Origin of the sequence: Mucilaginibacter sp. SJ, assembly GCF_028993635.1 — a bacterium.
GTDB lineage: Bacteria > Bacteroidota > Bacteroidia > Sphingobacteriales > Sphingobacteriaceae > Mucilaginibacter.
The window spans coordinates 2,128,856-2,147,127 of sequence record NZ_CP118631.1; the positions used below are offsets into that span (position 1 = coordinate 2,128,856).

Genomic DNA, 18,272 nt, shown 5'->3' on the forward strand with positions numbered 1-18,272 from the left:
ATATTTTTAAAAAGGAAGAATAAATGTTTTAGTTGGTATTAATTACGCCTGAAGCCACCTTTTTGGCCACCGCCGTTAAAGCCAGGACCTTTATCTTCGGCTATGTTAACTGTGATCCTGCGGCCATAATAACTTGCTCCATTCATGCAACGTATCGCTTCTTTCGCTTCATCCTCGTTAACCATCTCCACAAAACCAAAACCCTTACTCTCTTTTGTTTCGCGATCTTTAATGATCCTGAGCGATTTAACCGGCCCAAAATCACCAAAAACAGCTGTTAATTCGGCCTCATCTACTTCTAAAGGAAGACCTGCAATAAATACTTTCATCAATGTTTTTAAAATTTGCGTAAAGGTACAAAAAAAGAGCCGGATTTCTGCCTTTCCGGGCGCTAATGATCATTAGGTAATGGCTTTTTTACCTTCATATTACTGAATAAAAATTTCCAAACCAATGTCAAAAACAAAGCCGGATTTTATTTGAGTTGTAGCTCGAAGCTTCCCTCAACACGGTAAAAAGGAGAGTCAGACTTATCGTCTTTAGCTAAAAAGGTAAAGAAAGTACCTTTAGCAATCATATTTTCGCGGTTATACTGATCCATATCAATCTTACCAAAATCCTGTTGCCCGGCATATTTGGTAAGGGTATATTGAAGCAAAGGTTTTTTTTCATCAACCTTAAACAAAAACTGGCTTCCGGCTACATCACTGCTGGTTTTCACCGAAGCCAATCCTAACGAGCTGATGCCAAAACTCATGTTATGCGCCTTATTGATTGCTGTGATGCCAAAATATTTGTTATCGCCATTATGCACGTTTATGAATGCAATTGAATCCTGGCTGGCATCAAAAGTGTAAGTGGAATCTTCGATGGTAACTTTTAAAGTACCTTTCCCTGCAAGAAAATTACCCGGAGTATTGATAATGTTTACTGATGATACGCTGTCCTTACTGCCGGATGTTTTAACTGCGCTGATATCTTTTACTTCCTCGTCTTTTTGGCAGGAAGTTAAAGCCACCGAAATGGATAAACTTAGTAAAACAAACCATTTGGTAAAACTGGTACGTATCATAGGCTTACTGGCGAATAAACATAGCAATAAATAATTACAAATTTCATTAAATATGGTTAAACAAATTAATTTTTTAACTTTTTTTAACCTTTATATGAATATACGTCAACAGTCATGCTAAAGTTGCCGGTTTATGCGTGGTAATGCACTTTTAACAAAAATGCAAAAAACGGATACCCGGCGACCTGTTTTGGGAGGTTTTCGACATCAAAAATATAAAATCTGCATGCAAATTACGAACAACGCATTGTTAATCAAATTAATACACGCTCATTAAAACACTTCGCCCACATTAATAAACAAGCCTTTTGACCCTTCGCGCCCAAAACCATAATCAATGGCTATGTTGGTTTTGGATACCTTATTTAGTTTGACCCTTAAACCGGCTCCAAAACCGGGCTGCACAGTTTGCAAAGCGGTACCCGGGGCTGCCGAAAACGACTCGCCGTTTACAAAAGCTACCCCTCCAAGTAAACCATTACGGGTTATTCTAAACCGGTATTCGCTTTCAAGATAAACCATTTGCGCCCCTCTAAACCTACCCTGTATGTATCCCCGCCCGGTAGTAAAGCCCGGGTCGTGCCCTGTAGCGGGCAGATCGAGGTATGCCGGCCGGCCATTAATTACCAACCAATTGTATGACCAAAAGGCCAGCACGTTATCCGAGCTTTCCGGAAACCTGAAGTATTTGCGCACGTCAACAATTAAAGAGCGCCAGGCAGTTGTACTGCCTAAAAATGCATAATTATCCCGGTACTGTAACGAGGTGTAAAATCCGCGCGATGCATTGATGGTATTATCGCGACTGTCATAGAGCCCGCTAAATGTTACCCCGGTTGATATGGCGTGGCTAACAGGGCCGTACCTTTCATAGTCGGACGTTTTTCCATTTAACTGCCCTTTCTCGTACATATTCCACCTGTCATCAAAAATATAACCCAAACCGGCGTAAAAATTTCCGGTTATATTGCGCAAAACAGTTTCATGAAAACGGAAAAAACTATAAACAAGAGGATTCTCATTATCCCTGTCAGAATTACTGCCTAAGCCAAAACTGCTTTGCGGATATTTGTAAAACCTAAAATCGCCTATAAAATCATATTTGTTATTTTTCGACCATATGTTTGATTGGATAGGGACAATCACCTGCTTATTTTGAGTATAGGCAGGGTTTACTGTTATGGTGGAGATCCGGGTATCGGGTGCTAACCTGAAAATCACATTGCCTGATATAGTACCCGCCAGCCCTGTTTGTAAAGTGTAACCTATAGCCGGAATAATTGATATTACCGGTTTTGAAGTTACAGAATCAACTTTGCCGGGCTTCTTGCTTTCACCAAAAATAGATCCAATGATGTCAAATATATCTTTTTCAAAAGTAGTGTCGGGATGAGTAACCAGTATTGTATCTTTATATTTAGTGTGCCCTATCGGGATGTATCTTTTATCCTGGGCGTGTACTCTGATACTTATGAGCAAGCCTGCAAAAATTAAAATGCTTGTTTTATTAATACCCATTATAATTATTCGATGCAGGAAAAGTAAAGGTTTATCCGTGCAATTATAAAATAATTATTTAAGTTATTTGTTTGTACAATATTTTATTGCGCTTTAAGCCGCGGATCAAAAGTGAACTTGTTTACACTGCTGATAGTTATTTTGTTATAATCGGGATGGGCCGGATTAAGCAGGTAATTATATTCCAGATCAATAATTGCCGATGGCACTTTTAATACGGCCGTTTCCATTTTACGAAGCCAGGTATCACCAAGCAATTGAGTAACCGGGTAGTTAATTACCTTATGCCAGTTAGCATTAAGTTTTTGGAGTTTGTTTACAGTGATTTCAAAAACAGGCAGGCTATCCGGTATCTGAAATATAATAACCGAAAAATCACCGGCATATAAAGCAGTACCGGGCGAGTGCGCCAGTTTTTCAAGACATGCAAGAGCCAGTGAACCGCCTGTATAGATCATATATTGTCCCAATGAATTCCATCGGCCGTCAATTCCTGAGCCTTTGCGGTCATGAGCATATTTGGTTTGACTTATCCGGTAAACGTTCAAAAGATAGAAGGAAAGATTAATAACCTATTTAGTGATCATAAATTTGCGTTAAAAATGCAATCAATAATTCACTAAATCATTAATTCAATAATTATTTTTAGGCAAGCACACCGTAATCAATACGGATAAGCTGACTTATTACAATACCAATGCCTGTTATGGTATCGAGTAAATCAAATGGGATAGCGTCAATACCCGGATTATAATGTTTTAGCCAGCCTTTAAACTCATCAAGGGAGCCAAAGGTGTCAAGGCCTTTATCAAAAAGCTCAAACAGTTGAATGATGTGCTCACTCAGCCCCTGGTTTAGCTCATGTGTGCTTTGCAAATGCTTACGCAAAGTAGGCTCGGTTATATGCAGCCATTTGGCAATATCACTTTGAGTAGCACCGGTTACCTTTACTAAATCAGTGATGGAATTTGAACGCAACCCTTGTTTTATAGCCCCAAGCTTGGCCAAAGGCGATTTAAAATAGGTTTCATAAGGCATCAGCAGATCATTAAAAACCTGCATAGGCGCATCGGTAAATACATAAGGGCGGGATGCAGCCTGCCCTTGCCTGCCTTCAATAGCTGTATTACGTTTAATTGCTTTGCTCATACACAAATGTAAATATTTTCTATTAAAAAAGAAAATATTTACATTTTATTCATTCCACCACCTATGCCCATCCGCTTATATTTGCTCAAATAAAAAATTACCAATAAAATTAGCAATTGTAAAAAATGTTCCCGACATTTGATTATTCTTTTATGCCAATCGGCATTTACAACATAATGAAACCCGATATATCTTCCTTTGATAACGCCGCCCAGGTTGAGCGGCTTATTGACAAATATTTCGCCTATATAAAGGGGAAATATCATATTGAACAAAAACCGGTAAAAAACAGTAAAGACAATGCAGAAACTATTGAACAAAAGGTTTGGGACCGTGAACCCGAACCCGCAACGCTATCAGGGCTGGCCCTTGCCCTTGGCTTTAGCAGCCGGCAGGAGTTTTATACTTATGTACAGCACGGCCCGTTTTCACAGGCAGTTAAACAAGGCGTTTTACGCGTAGAAGCTTGTTATGAAGCCCATCTGCACCAAAACGCAACCGGGGCAATGTTCGCGCTAAAAAACATGGGGTGGAACGAAAAACATGATCCATCACCAAATACAGAGGCAGGAAATGTTTTAACAGTAAACATCTTAAGCTCCGGCCCGCCCCCTGCCGGTAGCGAAAAAGAGGTAAAACTATAGGCCCGGTACCCGTTTGCAAGTTCAGGTACCAGATTTAAAAATCAGCAACAATGACCGATGAAGAAATAATCACCGACATTCCATTTAAAGAACCGGAAGGTTTTCACTGTTCTGTCCTGTTCAAACAAAATTATCTCTCAACCGCGCATGTGGTAATTAACCAGGGAGGCACCAGCAGCGGTAAAACATTTGCCATTGAGCAGGCGCTGTTTTGCCTTGCCTGCGAAAACCCCAAACAGGTGATCACCATAGTTGGACAGGATATCCCTAACCTTAAAGCAGGCGCCCTGCGCGATGCTCTAAATATATACAGCTCTTCGCCGGTATTACAGGCAAAAATTAAAAGCTATAATAAAAGCGACCGTATTTTCGAGTTTCTCAACGGTAGCATAATTGAGTTTAAAAGCTACGACAACGGACAGGACGCAAAATCCGGAAAGCGCGACTACCTGTTTATCAACGAAGCCAATGGCCTTACGTGGGATGTATATACAGAATTGGCCCTGCGCACCAAAAAGCGCATTTTTATTGACTATAACCCCAATACCGGCTTTTGGGTACATGAGCACTTAATTGGTAAACCGGGGGTACAACTTATAGTGTCCGACCATCGGCATAACCCGTTTTTAGGTCAGGAAGTACGTGATAAAATAGAAGCGTTAAAAACTGTTGATATTGAACTATGGAAGGTATATGCCCGTGGTTTAACCGGCAAAACAACCGGGCTTATATTTGACAACTGGTATATCTGCGAATCTATCCCGGCCGATGCCCGTTTGATAGCCCTGGGGTTAGATTTTGGTTTTACTAATGATGAAACCGGATGCATTGAAGTATACCAGCAAAACGGCGAATTGTGGGTAAACGAGTTACTCTATAAAACAGGCCTCACCAACACAGATATTTCCTCAAAATTAAAAGAGGCCGGTGTAGGTTTTAACCGCGAAATTATTGCAGATAGTGCAGAGCCCAAATCAATAGAAGAATTAAAACGCCTGGGCTGGCGCATTACGCCTGCAAAAAAAGGTGCCGACAGCGTTAAAAACTCCATTGATATCCTTAAACGCTACAAAATAAATATAACCCGCAATAGTACAAACCTGCGTAACGAGCTTAATCGTTACAAATGGCGCGTAGATGTAACAGGCAAAACCATCAATGAACCGGTTGACTCATGGAACCATTTGATAGATCCCTTAAGATATATCGCCCTTAATAAATTAAAAATAAACAGCACCGGAAAACTCCACTCGCGCCTGCCGCACAGGCAAAGTATTCAACAGGCAGGGGTATTACACGAGCTGATCTAAACATCCATAATCAAAAACCACAAAACCGATACAGGCTTAAATAGATATGACAGAACAAATATTAAAAACAACCCAGGGCAAGTTGCGGGTCCGGATACCAACGCAATTAAATGAAGTAACCTTGGGCCAACTAATGGATTTGCAAGCCCGGCCCGATATAACAGATTTGGAGGCCATCAGCATACTTTCGGGCATACCGGTTACTGAGCTTCATAACATCAAAAACTATGATGATCTGCACCAGTTTGGCGATGCCGTGCTTTCTTTATCCCACCAGATTAAACACCTGTACAACAGTAACGAGATCCCCAAAGAGGTAATTTTTATGCTACCCGGGGGCAGCGGGGCACCACTCCAAAAAACAAAGGTAAAAGTAATGAAAAACCTTTCGGTTGAGCCTGCCGGCGCATTTATGGCAGCCCGCGATATCATAGCCGAAGAAATAAATACCCATATAAAAACCCATGGCGAAGATGATTGGCAGGAACATTTTAATCCTTCATTAAACGCCTGCTGTCAGGTATTGGCGCAATACTTCTATTGCCGGGCAACAGGTAAAAAATATGCCGAATATGAGGTAGAGAGCTTTATGGATGAAGTTAAAAAGCTACGGGTAACGGAGGCGCTGCCCATCTCAAAGCATTTTTTTACCTGTTATCCCAGCTTATCGATGCCGAGAATAAGCTTTTGGCATCGGCTCCTACCGTATTGGAAAAAAGGGCGGGAATCCAGTCGTTCGAAAAATTCAAATACATCAACACTGTAAACTCATTAGCAGGCGGCGATATTACCAAATGGGACTTGATCATGAGTATGCCATATGAGCGCTTGCTTACCAAACTGCTGCTTAACAAAACCGAAGCTGAATATCAAAAACGATATAGCGAGCTATCTCAAACTACAACTTAAAGCGCCTTATCCCTGCAAGGCTATTAAATACCAAACCACCCCAACCCAGGGATCGGGGCCTGAATTATTATGCGTAACCAAATAGAAGCTATTGTACAAACACTTAATGGCAACCCGGCATTTGCCTATGGCACCCAGGCCGAACTGAATACCCTTGCAGATGATATCACCTTTCCCTGTGTATTTCTTTACCCCCTTCAGCCTATTGAGGTAAGTCCGCAGGTTAATGGCTCGGTTGAGAATATGTTCACCGTTTATATGGAGTTTCTGTTCAAAACAGATTTTGGACAATTCACGGCCGAAAATGAAACCTACATATCGCAGGCACTGCAAATGGCTAACCAATTCGTGGTAAAAGCCTCAAAATACAGGGAAGGCGAAGGGCGGTACTTCAGGGTTAAAGCAGGACAAAAAGCCAAATGTGTGCCGGTTTATAACAAGTTTGATGTTAACACCACCGGTATTGGTTTAACCATAACGTTATCGGCCATGTATTTTGATGTTTTTTAAACCCTCATTCTAACTAATAAAAAATGAATATAACAGCCACTATTAATGAAACCATCAGCTCAACAACCTACCCCGACCAAAACGGGGGGCAAATTGATCAGGGCGATGTATTCATCAGCATTATTGATGCTGATACCGGGCAGCCCACCAATGGCAATAACTGCGAAGTCACCTATCAGCGTAACGAAAACGGGTATACAAGCACCTTCACCGTTATTGTAGCCGGGCAATCATTCCCACTTTATTCAGGTATCATCAGGGATTACGAATATAGTCCCCAGGGCGATATGATCCGGAGCAATTATGTATCGTTTAGCATAATTGCTGTCAAAGCCGGTGACGATCCTTCGCCCAATCCCTCTGTTTGTGATCTGAAGATAAATTACATAGATATCAACAAGATCGAGTCGGCCCCGGGAGCTGCCGACGCTCAGATTACAGTTAACGCGACCTCAAGTTTTGCATCCATATTGTATAGTATCGATCTGGGTGCAAACTGGCAGGCGTCTCCTGTTTTTACAAACCTAAGCGGAGGGTTAAAACACATACTTGTAAAAGACAGTAACCCCTTAGGCTGTACAGACACCGCGGAGGTTAGTATTTCAACATCCACCAATCTGTTAACCGGTGATCCTTCGGTAATGCTCCCCGATGGATATGTATCACGCTGGAGCGCAGCATTCAATCCTATTGTGTTTACCTATCAAAGAAAAGATTTCACGATTAAAAGCATAACAGCCGACAGCGAAAAAGGACATGCCAACATCAGTGTTAACGCCAATTTTAAAGATACCAATACAGGGTTGGTTAAAGTTAAGGAAGGGGATAAAATCTATCTGAAGTCGAACGCTTATAAAGGAGTTTATACCATTGAAAAAGTAACAGGCACCAATAGCATAGTGATTGATACTTCCTTTATAAACGGTGACACAACCGGCTTTATCAATATCAACAGCATGTACCCGTATTATGAGCTGCATACCCGCATTACCTATACCGATCCGCTTACCAATACCCTATCCACCATAAAATCAGTAAACCGGCCGGATAATACCGGCTTAGTAAAAGCGGACCTGTCAAACTTTTTACAGAGCTTGCTGCGCCCGGTCGACAGCAGCGATTACAACCAAGTTGATTATCGCGATACCAATCTCTGTGCCGCTTATACGGTTGAGTATGCCCATCATTATGATGATGGCTCAAACGAAGGATTTACGAGCAACTTCAGTCAAATTCAATATCCGTACTATGTGGTTTACGCGGCCAAACAGCTCGGGGATAAATATGGCGGCAACCTTGCAGCTTATGTACCAAACGTTAACTCACCTGCACAATGGATAACAGATTTTAAAGAACCTGCATATTCGGCAGGGTACCCATTCGATATTGGGTTCATCTGCACCGATGAGATGGTCGGTCTCCAACCCTATTGCCTGCTTACTTTGCTTGATATTAACCGGAACCCGCTACCCGGTGGTTCACAACCCGATTATTTGCAAAATGAGGATGATTCATGGATCCTGAATGAAGATGGCAGCAAGTTTAGCATCGGTAACCAGACATCTTTTATCATGCCTTTAACAGGTCCTGCCGGCCTGCACCGGCTTATGGTTAATGCAAACTTCCCGGCCGTGGCCTATTACTTCAATATCCAGATCAGGTATGATGATGAAAACGGTTCGCATTCGTTAACCAAAGCACAAACTGTACGGATAGATGATGCTGTTGATGATAATTCAGTATACCTGAGATGGATCGGACTTAGTGGTTCCTGGAATTACTATCGTTTTGTATTTAACCAGGAAATAAGCCTGGATGTTCAAAATGCTGTTATCATTAAAAACTTTGTACAAAACTGGCAAACCCAGGAAGGAATTGAAGATGTGATCAGCAAAAGCGCAGGTCAAAAAATGAAGGTTATGGCCGAAGATCTTTCTGTAAATGATATCCGCGGGCTGCAGTCAATTAAATATTCGCCAAAGGTACAAATGCTGGTAAATAAAAATCCCGTCAGGTGGCAAACCATCGTGATAAATACCGCCACCTACAGCGAATATGAAACCCGCAACGGACAGGCCCCATTTAGCATAACATTCAATATGCCGTCCATAAATATTCAAAGCCAGTAGCGAGCTTACTCTTTCCTAAGACTGATGTTATAAATACCATAGTAGTGATCATCAACAAATTAAGCAACACTTCGGAAAATAACATTTATTAAATCTCATGAACCAGATACAACTTTATATTAATGACCAACCGGTTGATTTAACTGATGATAGCCCTATTGCGCTCACCTTCCAAATCAATAACCTGGCCGAAGTTAAAAACCAGCAGGGTAACACCAGCAACCAGTTTAAGATCCCGCTAACACAGCGTAACCGTCAAATCTTGGGTTTCCCGGATGATATAGCTTTTACTACTATGCTCCCTTATGATAATTACCAGGCAAAAATTATTCAGGATGGGGTGGAGATTATTCCTTACGGGCTGGCTGTACTTAACAGCATTGAACAGGATATGGCCAACATCACCATACTAAGCGGTAACGTTGATTTTTTTGACGCGTTGGAGGGAAAAATCTATGATATGGGTGATAGCAGCAGCCCAACATCCAATTTGGGTAAAAACCTGCCATGGCAGGTTTATGACCACCCCTGGAATCTGGATACCATTATCGCCTCACAAAAAAAGACAGATGGCTGGATATGGCCGGTTGTTGATTATGGCTCGATAAATGAAGTTGATTTTGATAAACCTTTAGATGTATACACCATGCGCCCCGGTTTTTTCATTAAAACAGCAATCGAGTTAATGATCAAAAACACAGGTTATAAAGCAACAGGATCCTTGCTTAAAAATGAGTTATATCCTAAACTTATTTGCCAGTTTGCCAACGACGAGTTTGAACATGGTACCGATTTTCAGCATTCGGTTGAAGGTTTGAGTAAATCGGCATCGATGTTGTACGTTACAAATAACGAGCTTGTAATTGATGGCGGGCAGTTAGGTATGCACGCCAATGATAATACGGACAGAACATTACCAATTGGATTTCAGGAATACCACGCAACAGAGCGGGTTAACGGCACAGCAAGCCTGATACTGGATTTGGATATGCATGGCATTGCTAATACCGGTGACAATGGATATTTTGAACTCATAATAAACTATCGTGAAGCAAACGGTCATTCAAGCGAAGTGGCAAAGCAAACAATCAACTTTACGGATAAGGCTTATCCACCAAATACCCGCGAGCGTACAGAACCGGTTAAAAATTTAAAGCTCACATATGATTTTGAACTTAATAAAGGAGATTCCGTTTTCATCACTTTTCACCTGCACCGTTATAATACCACGGTTTTTATTCACAAAGGTGCTATTTTCAGGTTTGATGTTGACCAAAAACCGATTTTATACGGCCAACAAGTACAATGCGAACGTATTTTTCCGGATATAAGTCAGAAAGATTTATTAAAGGATACACTACAGCGTTTCGGCATTGTATGCCAAACAGATAACAGTACCCGCACCGTATCCTTTAACTCATTTGCAGATATTGTAGATAACATTCCCATTGCAAGAAACTGGACCGGTAAATGTATTGACCAGGGCAAAACAATTAGCTTCCAGCTTGGTGGATATGCGCAGGTTAATTACATGAAATACAAGGATGATGATAATGTGCTGCCTAAAAAGTTTGCCGACTCTGAAATTGTAGTTAATGACAAAACCTTGCCGGCCAGCGCCGATTTGTTTGAAAGCCAATTTGCCCCTACCCTTAACCGGGCTTTTACCGGCGGAACCATAGCTCAAATCAAAAAGCTCGATCCTGACAGTGATACCAACGATTTCAGCATCAGCACATCACCAAGGATACTGATTGACCAGAAGTTAAACCTGCTCAATCTTAAAGATTATCCTACGGTAAAATTTACCGACGGCGAAAAGACTGTTTGGGTAAATGACGTGGTATCGGTGCCCTATTTTTACAAGCCCGATGGCGAATTTAACCTGTGCTTTAGCGATAAACCGGGAGTTAACGGCGCCATGCAGCCAGGTTTAAAAACAAACTATTATCCGCAACTGCAAAAGATACTAACCCAAACCAAAAAGGTAGTCAGATATTTTTTATTAACCCCGCGGGATATCCTGGAGTTGGATCTGCTTATTCCAGTTTATCTGGAGCAAGACAGCTGTTATTATTATATCAACAAAATTGATAGCTGGCATAAAGGACAGCCTACAAAGGTTGAATTAGTGAAACTTGGATGATCACATTGATGTGGTTAAATCATTTTTAAAGTAAAGTATTGAAATTTTGATATGTGTAAAAAATATTCAGCCCCAGTATTTGATTTATGCGAACTGTAATTTATATTTACCAAAAAAATTAGCAAAACCTGCGTTATCATGTTTAAAACCGAAGTCCAACAACCAAACGATAAAAAAAGCAAAAAGAAAATAATTTGGTTAACAGGCAGCCTTTCAGTTATCATAATACTCGTAGCTACATTTTGGTATAATAAAAGCTTTTTACATCTCTATTATTTTAATCTTAAGAATAACCATTTTAAAGTTAATGACAAACTATACGCTATTGATCCTTTACTCAATCATTCATTTCATGTAACTTTATTTAGAAAAGTTAAACCTATAAACAGCAATTTAAATGGGCGACCTTTTATGGCAAGATGTGGCTGGATAATAAGTGCTGATAGTTTACGTAAATATAAAACTGCTTTTATAGGCACTTATACCGGATATGAAATTCAAAGTACGGAAAATATAAATAACGAATATGTTCCTATGCTTTTCTTTTCCATCACAACAAACAAGAAAACCTTAATAAAAGAGGAATTTAGGAGCAATCCACCGGTTGGATACGAGTTTGAAGATGGCCCACTTTACATATGGGCGATTGATATTACGGACAAAGAATCTTCTATTTTTAGGAAATAAGTCATAAATACCACAGGGTCAAAATCTTTCTAATTAAAAAACTTCCCATGTTGAATAAGAAAAAATATAGCATACTTGTTATTACTGCTATTTTAATAATGATAGCGTTTTTTTGTTTTATCAACCGAAAATTGATAATGGCTCATTATTTCAATTACAAGGTTAATCACTTTAATAAAGGCGATAAGGTTTATGCATATAAATATTTTGTGAGTGATATAACATCGCTCGAATTACCATTAGACCGTTTGATCAAATCAACAACGTCATCTGATTTTAAGCTCATATCTTCAGGAAATGCGATTGTAAATGATAGCTTAAGTAAATACAGGTCATCATATATAGGCACCTATATTGGCTACAAAATGTTCCCTGCTGTTTATAAAAACAAGGAAGTAATGTTAAGCGTTTATTCTATAGACCTTAATTGGAAAGTAGTTAAAAAAAACGCCTCGACACAAGAACCCTTACCGCCAAACTACATATTTGCAGATAACAATTACTATTTAAATTGGAACAAGTGTGTTGATAAAGAACTAAATAAATTCAACTAAGCTCTGCGCAATTAATATTGACTGGTATTAATCGCACGATTCAATTATGCCAAATAGCATTTAAAACATAAAAATATGACCAATTATAACTACAAGCTTGATATCAGCAACGATGATATCGAGAAAACAAAAAAATATACCGACGCTTTAAATGAATTGAGAAAAGCGGTTATTGGAGTGAACAGCAAATTCCCCGAGTTTTCGGATGGCTTAAAAGAAGGCATTAAAGCCATCGGTGAGAAACTACCGGAAGTGGTGGACGCGATGCAGAAATTAAACGAGCAAAATAAAGAGCTTGCTGCATCCGGCCAGAAGCCCAAAAACATTTTAAAAGAGTTAGCATCTTCGTTTTTATCCTGGAACTCTCTTATCTCTGTCGGCATCACTTTGCTTGCCAGCTATAGCGATGTGATTATAGATTGGGTGGCTGACATGCTCAAAGGGCAGGCTACGCTCTCTGCCCTGGGCAAAGCAATGAAGGATAATGCGATCATTACTGAATCGCTTATACAAACTAAGTTGAAAGCTGATCAAGCGGCGCAGCGTGAAATTGCTAACTTAACTGCCTTGTACCGTGCCACACAAAGCCATATGCTATTAATGGTTGACAAAAAGAAAGCTGCTGCTGCGTTAAGAGATCAATGGCCCGAAACATTCAAAAACGTTAGTGACGAGGCTTTTTTTAATAATAAAGCAGCAGAATCATATAAAAACCTAAAAGAACAAATTCTTGCGACAGCCTATGCGGAGGAGGCAAAGAGCAAAATTGCTGTAAATGCGAGCAGGATACTTGAAAATAATTTAAAAATTGAGAAAGAGCGTAAGAACAATCTTGATGTTCTAAAAGAAAAAGCAATAGTCGATAACCGCTATGAATATACTTTAAAAAATCCTGTTCACGACGAAGGGGAAACAATTAAGGGATTGGCCAATAGTGCAGGACTTCTTGCTAAAGATCTTGGCGCCAGCGACAAAATAATTTATGACCTATCAACGGACACAAAATTACTTAATGACCAAAACGAAAAATTTTATCAGGAAATTGAAAAAAGAGAAAAGCTAATTTTAACCAACAAAAAGTCGAATGAAGTTAGTTCAGATACAACAGGAAAAAATTCACCTGGTACTCCGCATAAAAAATCAGTGAACCAAATAATTGATCATAGTCGCTCCACCGAAATCCTACAAGCCAAAGCAATCGATTTTGCCAAACAAATTGAACTTGATAAACAAAACTACGATATCGAGCTTGCTACGTTAAATGACGCGCTGAATAAAAAGCTGATCAGTCAGGAAGATTACAACAAAAAAAGTGAGCAGCTTCAGCAAAAATTCCATCTTGTTATTGGCGATAAAATTCAGTTTTTCAATAAAAATGATTTTGATGAAGCCAAAAAGCAAATGCAAGCCGTAATAGATGCCCATCAACACGAGGACACTATGGCAAAGGATGAGAAAAAGGTTGATAAAGCCCTGCTCCCCGGTCAAAAATTAGAAGCTGAAAAACAACTCATTGATGATAAATATAGTTACGAGATTAAACTGGCCGCCGGCAACGCCGACAAGATTAAAGAATTAGAAGATCAAAAGCAAAAGGATATTACAGTGTTAACTCAGCAATACGAGCAACAACGTAAAGAGTTTGCATTGCAAAGCGCACAACAAGTGGCCGATAAAGCTTTTTCTATCATTCAAAACAATATTAAAACACAAAGTGACGCCAGGATAAGAGGGTTGGAAAAAGACAAATCAGCCGAACTAAGCAATAAAAACCTGACAAACACCCAGAAAAAAGCGATTGAAGATAAGTATCAAAAAAAGGAAGCTGCAGAAAAAGTCAAGGCCTTTAAGGCAGAACAGAAAGCATCGATATTACAAGCCGTTATTAACGGTGCATTGGCCATTACCAAAGCAACGTCACAAACGGGTATACTTGCTCCCTTTGTTATACCGGGCATCATCGCCTCTACAGCTATACAAGTAGCCACTATTGTAGCTCAAAAACCACCTCAATATGCTAAAGGCGGCTTACACTATCAGTCCGACGGTCGGGGGGCATTATTGCCCGGTTATAGCCGTACCGATAATACAAATGCATACCTCCGTTCGGGTGAAGCTATTGTTGTGTCTGAAGCAATGCGTAATCCCTGGGCCCGCAATTTGGTAAGTGCAATTAACGTGGCGCATGGTGGTCGTGACTTTTCGATACCCAATCCAGGCCGCGGTTATGCCATAGGAGGTATATTTACCGACGGAGGCAATGCTAACCGTTATTATAATCAACCGGTTAACGATGTGAAAGATCTGGCCAATACGCTTGCCTACCAAATGATCAATAACTTCCCTCCTGTTTATGTGGATGTTAAGGACATAAATAACCAACAAAATATATTGGCCCAAACTATCAACCGTGTAAACCTTTAAATAAACTATGCCAATCATCACAATAAACATACCGCTAACCGCTAACCGCTAACCGCTAACCGCTAACCGCTAACCGCTAACCGCTAACCGCTAACCGCTAACCGCTAACCGCTAACCCTGACCGCTAAAAAAATGGATATCCAAATAGCCAATACCCTTTTTGATGAAGGAATTTTCTCTGCCATGTATAAGGCTGGCTTTATAACCACTAAAGTATTTGTGTACCGTGAAATATATTTATGGGTGAACGCCCAGCAGCAAACCCGTGGTATTAATAAAAATCAGGCTGTGCTTGAAGCAGAAATAAAGTTCAATAAAGACGAACGCACTATTTGGCGTGCACTCAATTGCTTTTCGGAGAAAGCAGCTTAACCCATAGCACTGACAAAACACTGTCACCATGTTAAATGAAATTTGTACCGACATTTGTTATATCAATTCGCAGGTATCGCGATCTCCAAGGGTTCAGAACAAATAACGCGACTCATTTCCAATAATAACAACCGCTGACAAAACGCTGTCACCATCCAAATAATAAATAACCACGACCTTTGATACATGCCAATTGGCATTGAAAAACCAAAAGATCGTACGCTACCTAAGCGACAAACAAGGTCCCGGTTTCAATCCTGGACTTTCCAACTTACCGACTTTCGGACTTAAAACAACCAATATGAGTTACAAAATTTATTTATACGATACCGAAACCGACTGCATTGGTTCGGGTAATTTATCATCAGTTTACATACAAACCCAACTTGAGGCGGCAGCGGGCGATGACGTTGAAGTACACATCAGTTCGGTAGGCGGCAGTGCATTTGATGCCATCGCTATTTATGATTTGCTTAAAAAGTATCCCGGTAAAGTTACTACCTATATCGACGCGCTGGCCGCCTCAGCAGCATCAGTTGTTGCAATGGGCGGCAGAAAAGTGATCATGAGCAAATACGCGCTGCTTATGATTCACAAACCAATGGTTGGTACCGGCGGCAATGCAGATGAACTTTTAAAAGATGTACAGATGCTAAATGTAGTTCAGGAGCGCCTGGCACAGATCTACATAGACAAATCCGGGTTGGACGGAGTTACCGTAAACAGCCTGATCAACGCCGTAACCTGGATGACTGCCGATCAGGCCCTTGACCTTGGCTTTATCGACCAAATAGAAGATTATCAAACAGAGATTACCAACAGCGCGCTTATTAAAAACTACACAAACGCTGCCCCAGCAGTTTACCAGCGATGCATCAACAAAATCTTAAACATAAATAACAACAGCATGAACATCGAGAACAAAGAACTCATTGAGAAAACAACATCGGTATTAGACAAGATCATGAACTTTTTTAAAAAAGTGGTAAACAAGCAAACCATCACCGATAAGGGAACGCTCCATCACGCAGGCCAAATTGAAGAAGGCGCCGAGGTTTATCAGGACGAAGACATGACTACACCTGCCATAAGTGATACTTATACCTGCGCCGATGGAAAACAACTGGACGTTAAACAGGGAAAGATTCAGACAGTAACACCTGCCGACTCCGAAAATGCACCGGAAGCAGAAGATGAAGATGACGACCTGCCTGAAAGTAAATTTAAATCGACTAAAAAACCTGCCGATGTGCAAAATCGCATCCAACAGTTAAAAGCCCGTTTGCATGCGCAAAATGCACTGTTAACAGAAGCCCGTACAGCACTTGAAGAAGCCAACAACCGCCTGCAGAAAACACGCACTGAGGTAAAAAACGAAATCAAATCAACCTTTATCCCTGAAAGTTCAAAACGCAGCAATAAAACCTACACAGAACCAGCTCCGTTCTTCGCACCACAAACCGAAATCGCAAAAAATGCGGTAAAAAAAGCTATCGCTTCCTAAACCAATCAACACATTACCTAAACTTTATCGCATCTAATTAACCCATTCTCACTATCCCTATACGTTTAAAACAATCAAAAGCTCCCCCTTTAGGGGGACGGGGGGCTAAACTTTATGGCTCAATTTACATTTACAAACAACACCTACGCCGGCGAAGCGCTGGCAGGATTTATGGCAAGCACATTACTTGAAGCTGATTCAGTTAAGCGTGGCCTGCTCACCGTAATTAACGACGTAAAAGCCCGCAAGGTGATCCTTGATGTTGATGACGACGTTGTACTGCAAAACCCATCGGGTATCTTTACCGATCAGGGTACAACTGCACACCAAACCGAAAGTTACCTTGACCCTGTGGTTTACGAATTTATGAAACAGGAACAATGGGATAAGCTTGCACAAAGCTGGGAAGCCCAGGCCCTAAAACCCGGTGCTTTCATGGACTACGAAGGTGTGGTTGACCTGTCGGACTTTATGGTACAGCGCTATCTAACCAAAATCCAGATAGCTAACGAGCGTTTGTACTGGCTTGGCAAAGGCGCAACCAAAGAAGCAGCCTTCACCGCCGATTTCCCCGGCTTGCTCCCATCAATAGCTGCGGCTTCAGGCGTTTATAAAGTAGGCTTAAGCAAACCGGCAACCTCATTAGCAGCAACAGCGATTGACGCGAACGGCATTGTAACCGTAACCGATACCTCAACCCTTGCCGATGGCGATGTTGTTACAATCACCGCGGTAACCGGCACCAGCAAGGATACAACCAACGGCGCGCCAGGTATCGCTGTTCAAGGCCAATCATATTTTATTCAGATTGCCAGTGCAACTTCATTCAAGCTGGTGCGCAATTATAACGAGGTTAACAGCCGCAAACCTGCAACTTTTAGCGGTACAGCTACGGCAGCTACAGTAAACTACATCAACGTGAGCAACGTGTTACAGGTATTGGGCAGCGTTTACGCCCAGCTTGACCCTGCCGACAGGATCCAGGAGGATTTTAATCTACAGATCCCTTTACATGTAGGTTATGCTTATGCTCAGGCACAGGCAAACAATGCACTCAACGTTATCAACGCCTTTACAGATATGAAAAAAATGGACTACCTGGGTATTCCGCTTCAGATTATGAACCACTGGCAGGCTAATACTATTTTAGGTGCAAGATCTTCTAACTTATTCCTCGGTGTCGACCTGTTAGGTGATGCTTCCGAGCTATCAACCGTTTACCTGAAGCCTTACACCAACGATAACGTGGTGCGCATGAAAGCCCGTATGAAAGCAGCCGTAAACTTCAAATTTGCCAACGAACTGTTCTACCTGTCAGCTTAGAATCAATTATTGAGTTATTGA

Annotated in this window: 17 protein-coding genes; 12 read left to right on the forward strand and 5 right to left on the reverse strand. The window is 40.9% G+C overall.

Annotation, left to right across the window (positions count from 1 at the left end; translation table 11 throughout):
- Window positions 1–38 precede the first annotated feature (38 nt).
- The 5 genes from MusilaSJ_RS08535 to MusilaSJ_RS08555 form a co-directional block, all read right to left on the reverse strand.
- The gene (locus MusilaSJ_RS08535) at window positions 39–329 is read right to left on the reverse strand and encodes an RNA recognition motif domain-containing protein (RefSeq protein WP_112575243.1); all 291 of its coding nucleotides are present in this window, start codon (window positions 327–329) and stop codon (window positions 39–41) included.
- A gap of 146 nt (window positions 330–475) precedes the next feature.
- Window positions 476–1,072: a hypothetical protein gene (locus MusilaSJ_RS08540; RefSeq protein WP_274989575.1), complete on the reverse strand. Its 597-nt coding sequence runs from the start codon at window positions 1,070–1,072 to the stop codon at window positions 476–478.
- A gap of 273 nt (window positions 1,073–1,345) precedes the next feature.
- Window positions 1,346–2,590: a BamA/TamA family outer membrane protein gene (locus MusilaSJ_RS08545; RefSeq protein ID WP_274989576.1), complete on the reverse strand. Its 1,245-nt coding sequence runs from the start codon at window positions 2,588–2,590 to the stop codon at window positions 1,346–1,348.
- 83 nt (window positions 2,591–2,673) lie between these two features.
- Complete coding sequence (locus MusilaSJ_RS08550) at window positions 2,674–3,138, reverse strand: RES family NAD+ phosphorylase (RefSeq protein WP_274989577.1); 465 nt, start codon at window positions 3,136–3,138, stop codon at window positions 2,674–2,676.
- A gap of 97 nt (window positions 3,139–3,235) precedes the next feature.
- On the reverse strand, window positions 3,236–3,739 hold the full coding sequence (locus MusilaSJ_RS08555) for an Xre family toxin-antitoxin system antitoxin (protein ID WP_090523737.1): 504 nt from the start codon (window positions 3,737–3,739) through the stop codon (window positions 3,236–3,238).
- A 176-nt stretch (window positions 3,740–3,915) separates the two neighbouring features.
- Between MusilaSJ_RS08555 and MusilaSJ_RS08560 the strand changes: the two genes are divergently transcribed.
- The 12 genes from MusilaSJ_RS08560 (at window position 3,916) to MusilaSJ_RS08615 (ending at window position 18,251) form a co-directional block, all read left to right on the forward strand.
- Complete coding sequence (locus tag MusilaSJ_RS08560; RefSeq protein WP_274989578.1) at window positions 3,916–4,383, forward strand: terminase small subunit; 468 nt, start codon at window positions 3,916–3,918, stop codon at window positions 4,381–4,383.
- 50 nt (window positions 4,384–4,433) lie between these two features.
- Complete coding sequence (locus tag MusilaSJ_RS08565) at window positions 4,434–5,693, forward strand: PBSX family phage terminase large subunit (protein WP_274989579.1); 1,260 nt, start codon at window positions 4,434–4,436, stop codon at window positions 5,691–5,693.
- A 46-nt stretch (window positions 5,694–5,739) separates the two neighbouring features.
- Window positions 5,740–6,459 (forward strand): hypothetical protein, encoded by a 720-nt coding sequence (locus MusilaSJ_RS08570; RefSeq protein WP_274989580.1) that lies wholly within the window; start codon window positions 5,740–5,742, stop codon window positions 6,457–6,459.
- Between the two features lie 212 nt (window positions 6,460–6,671).
- The gene (locus MusilaSJ_RS08575; protein ID WP_274989581.1) at window positions 6,672–7,112 is read left to right on the forward strand and encodes a hypothetical protein; all 441 of its coding nucleotides are present in this window, start codon (window positions 6,672–6,674) and stop codon (window positions 7,110–7,112) included.
- A gap of 23 nt (window positions 7,113–7,135) precedes the next feature.
- Window positions 7,136–9,241 carry a hypothetical protein gene (locus MusilaSJ_RS08580; protein ID WP_274989582.1) on the forward strand — a complete coding sequence of 702 codons (2,106 nt, stop codon included), beginning with the start codon at window positions 7,136–7,138 and terminating at the stop codon, window positions 9,239–9,241.
- Window positions 9,242–9,338: 97 nt separating this feature from the next.
- The gene (locus MusilaSJ_RS08585) at window positions 9,339–11,387 is read left to right on the forward strand and encodes a hypothetical protein (protein ID WP_274989583.1); all 2,049 of its coding nucleotides are present in this window, start codon (window positions 9,339–9,341) and stop codon (window positions 11,385–11,387) included.
- A 138-nt stretch (window positions 11,388–11,525) separates the two neighbouring features.
- A complete protein-coding gene (locus MusilaSJ_RS08590; RefSeq protein ID WP_274989584.1) occupies window positions 11,526–12,074 on the forward strand; it encodes a hypothetical protein in 549 nt (182 codons plus the stop codon).
- Between the two features lie 137 nt (window positions 12,075–12,211).
- Complete coding sequence (locus MusilaSJ_RS08595; protein ID WP_274989585.1) at window positions 12,212–12,628, forward strand: hypothetical protein; 417 nt, start codon at window positions 12,212–12,214, stop codon at window positions 12,626–12,628.
- Window positions 12,629–12,703: 75 nt separating this feature from the next.
- Window positions 12,704–15,052 (forward strand): coiled-coil domain-containing protein, encoded by a 2,349-nt coding sequence (locus MusilaSJ_RS08600; RefSeq protein WP_274989586.1) that lies wholly within the window; start codon window positions 12,704–12,706, stop codon window positions 15,050–15,052.
- A 132-nt stretch (window positions 15,053–15,184) separates the two neighbouring features.
- On the forward strand, window positions 15,185–15,424 hold the full coding sequence (locus MusilaSJ_RS08605; RefSeq protein ID WP_091163227.1) for a hypothetical protein: 240 nt from the start codon (window positions 15,185–15,187) through the stop codon (window positions 15,422–15,424).
- Window positions 15,425–15,725: 301 nt separating this feature from the next.
- On the forward strand, window positions 15,726–16,928 hold the full coding sequence (locus MusilaSJ_RS08610) for a head maturation protease, ClpP-related (RefSeq protein WP_274989587.1): 1,203 nt from the start codon (window positions 15,726–15,728) through the stop codon (window positions 16,926–16,928).
- A gap of 114 nt (window positions 16,929–17,042) precedes the next feature.
- Complete coding sequence (locus MusilaSJ_RS08615; RefSeq protein ID WP_274989588.1) at window positions 17,043–18,251, forward strand: hypothetical protein; 1,209 nt, start codon at window positions 17,043–17,045, stop codon at window positions 18,249–18,251.
- Window positions 18,252–18,272 lie beyond the last annotated feature (21 nt).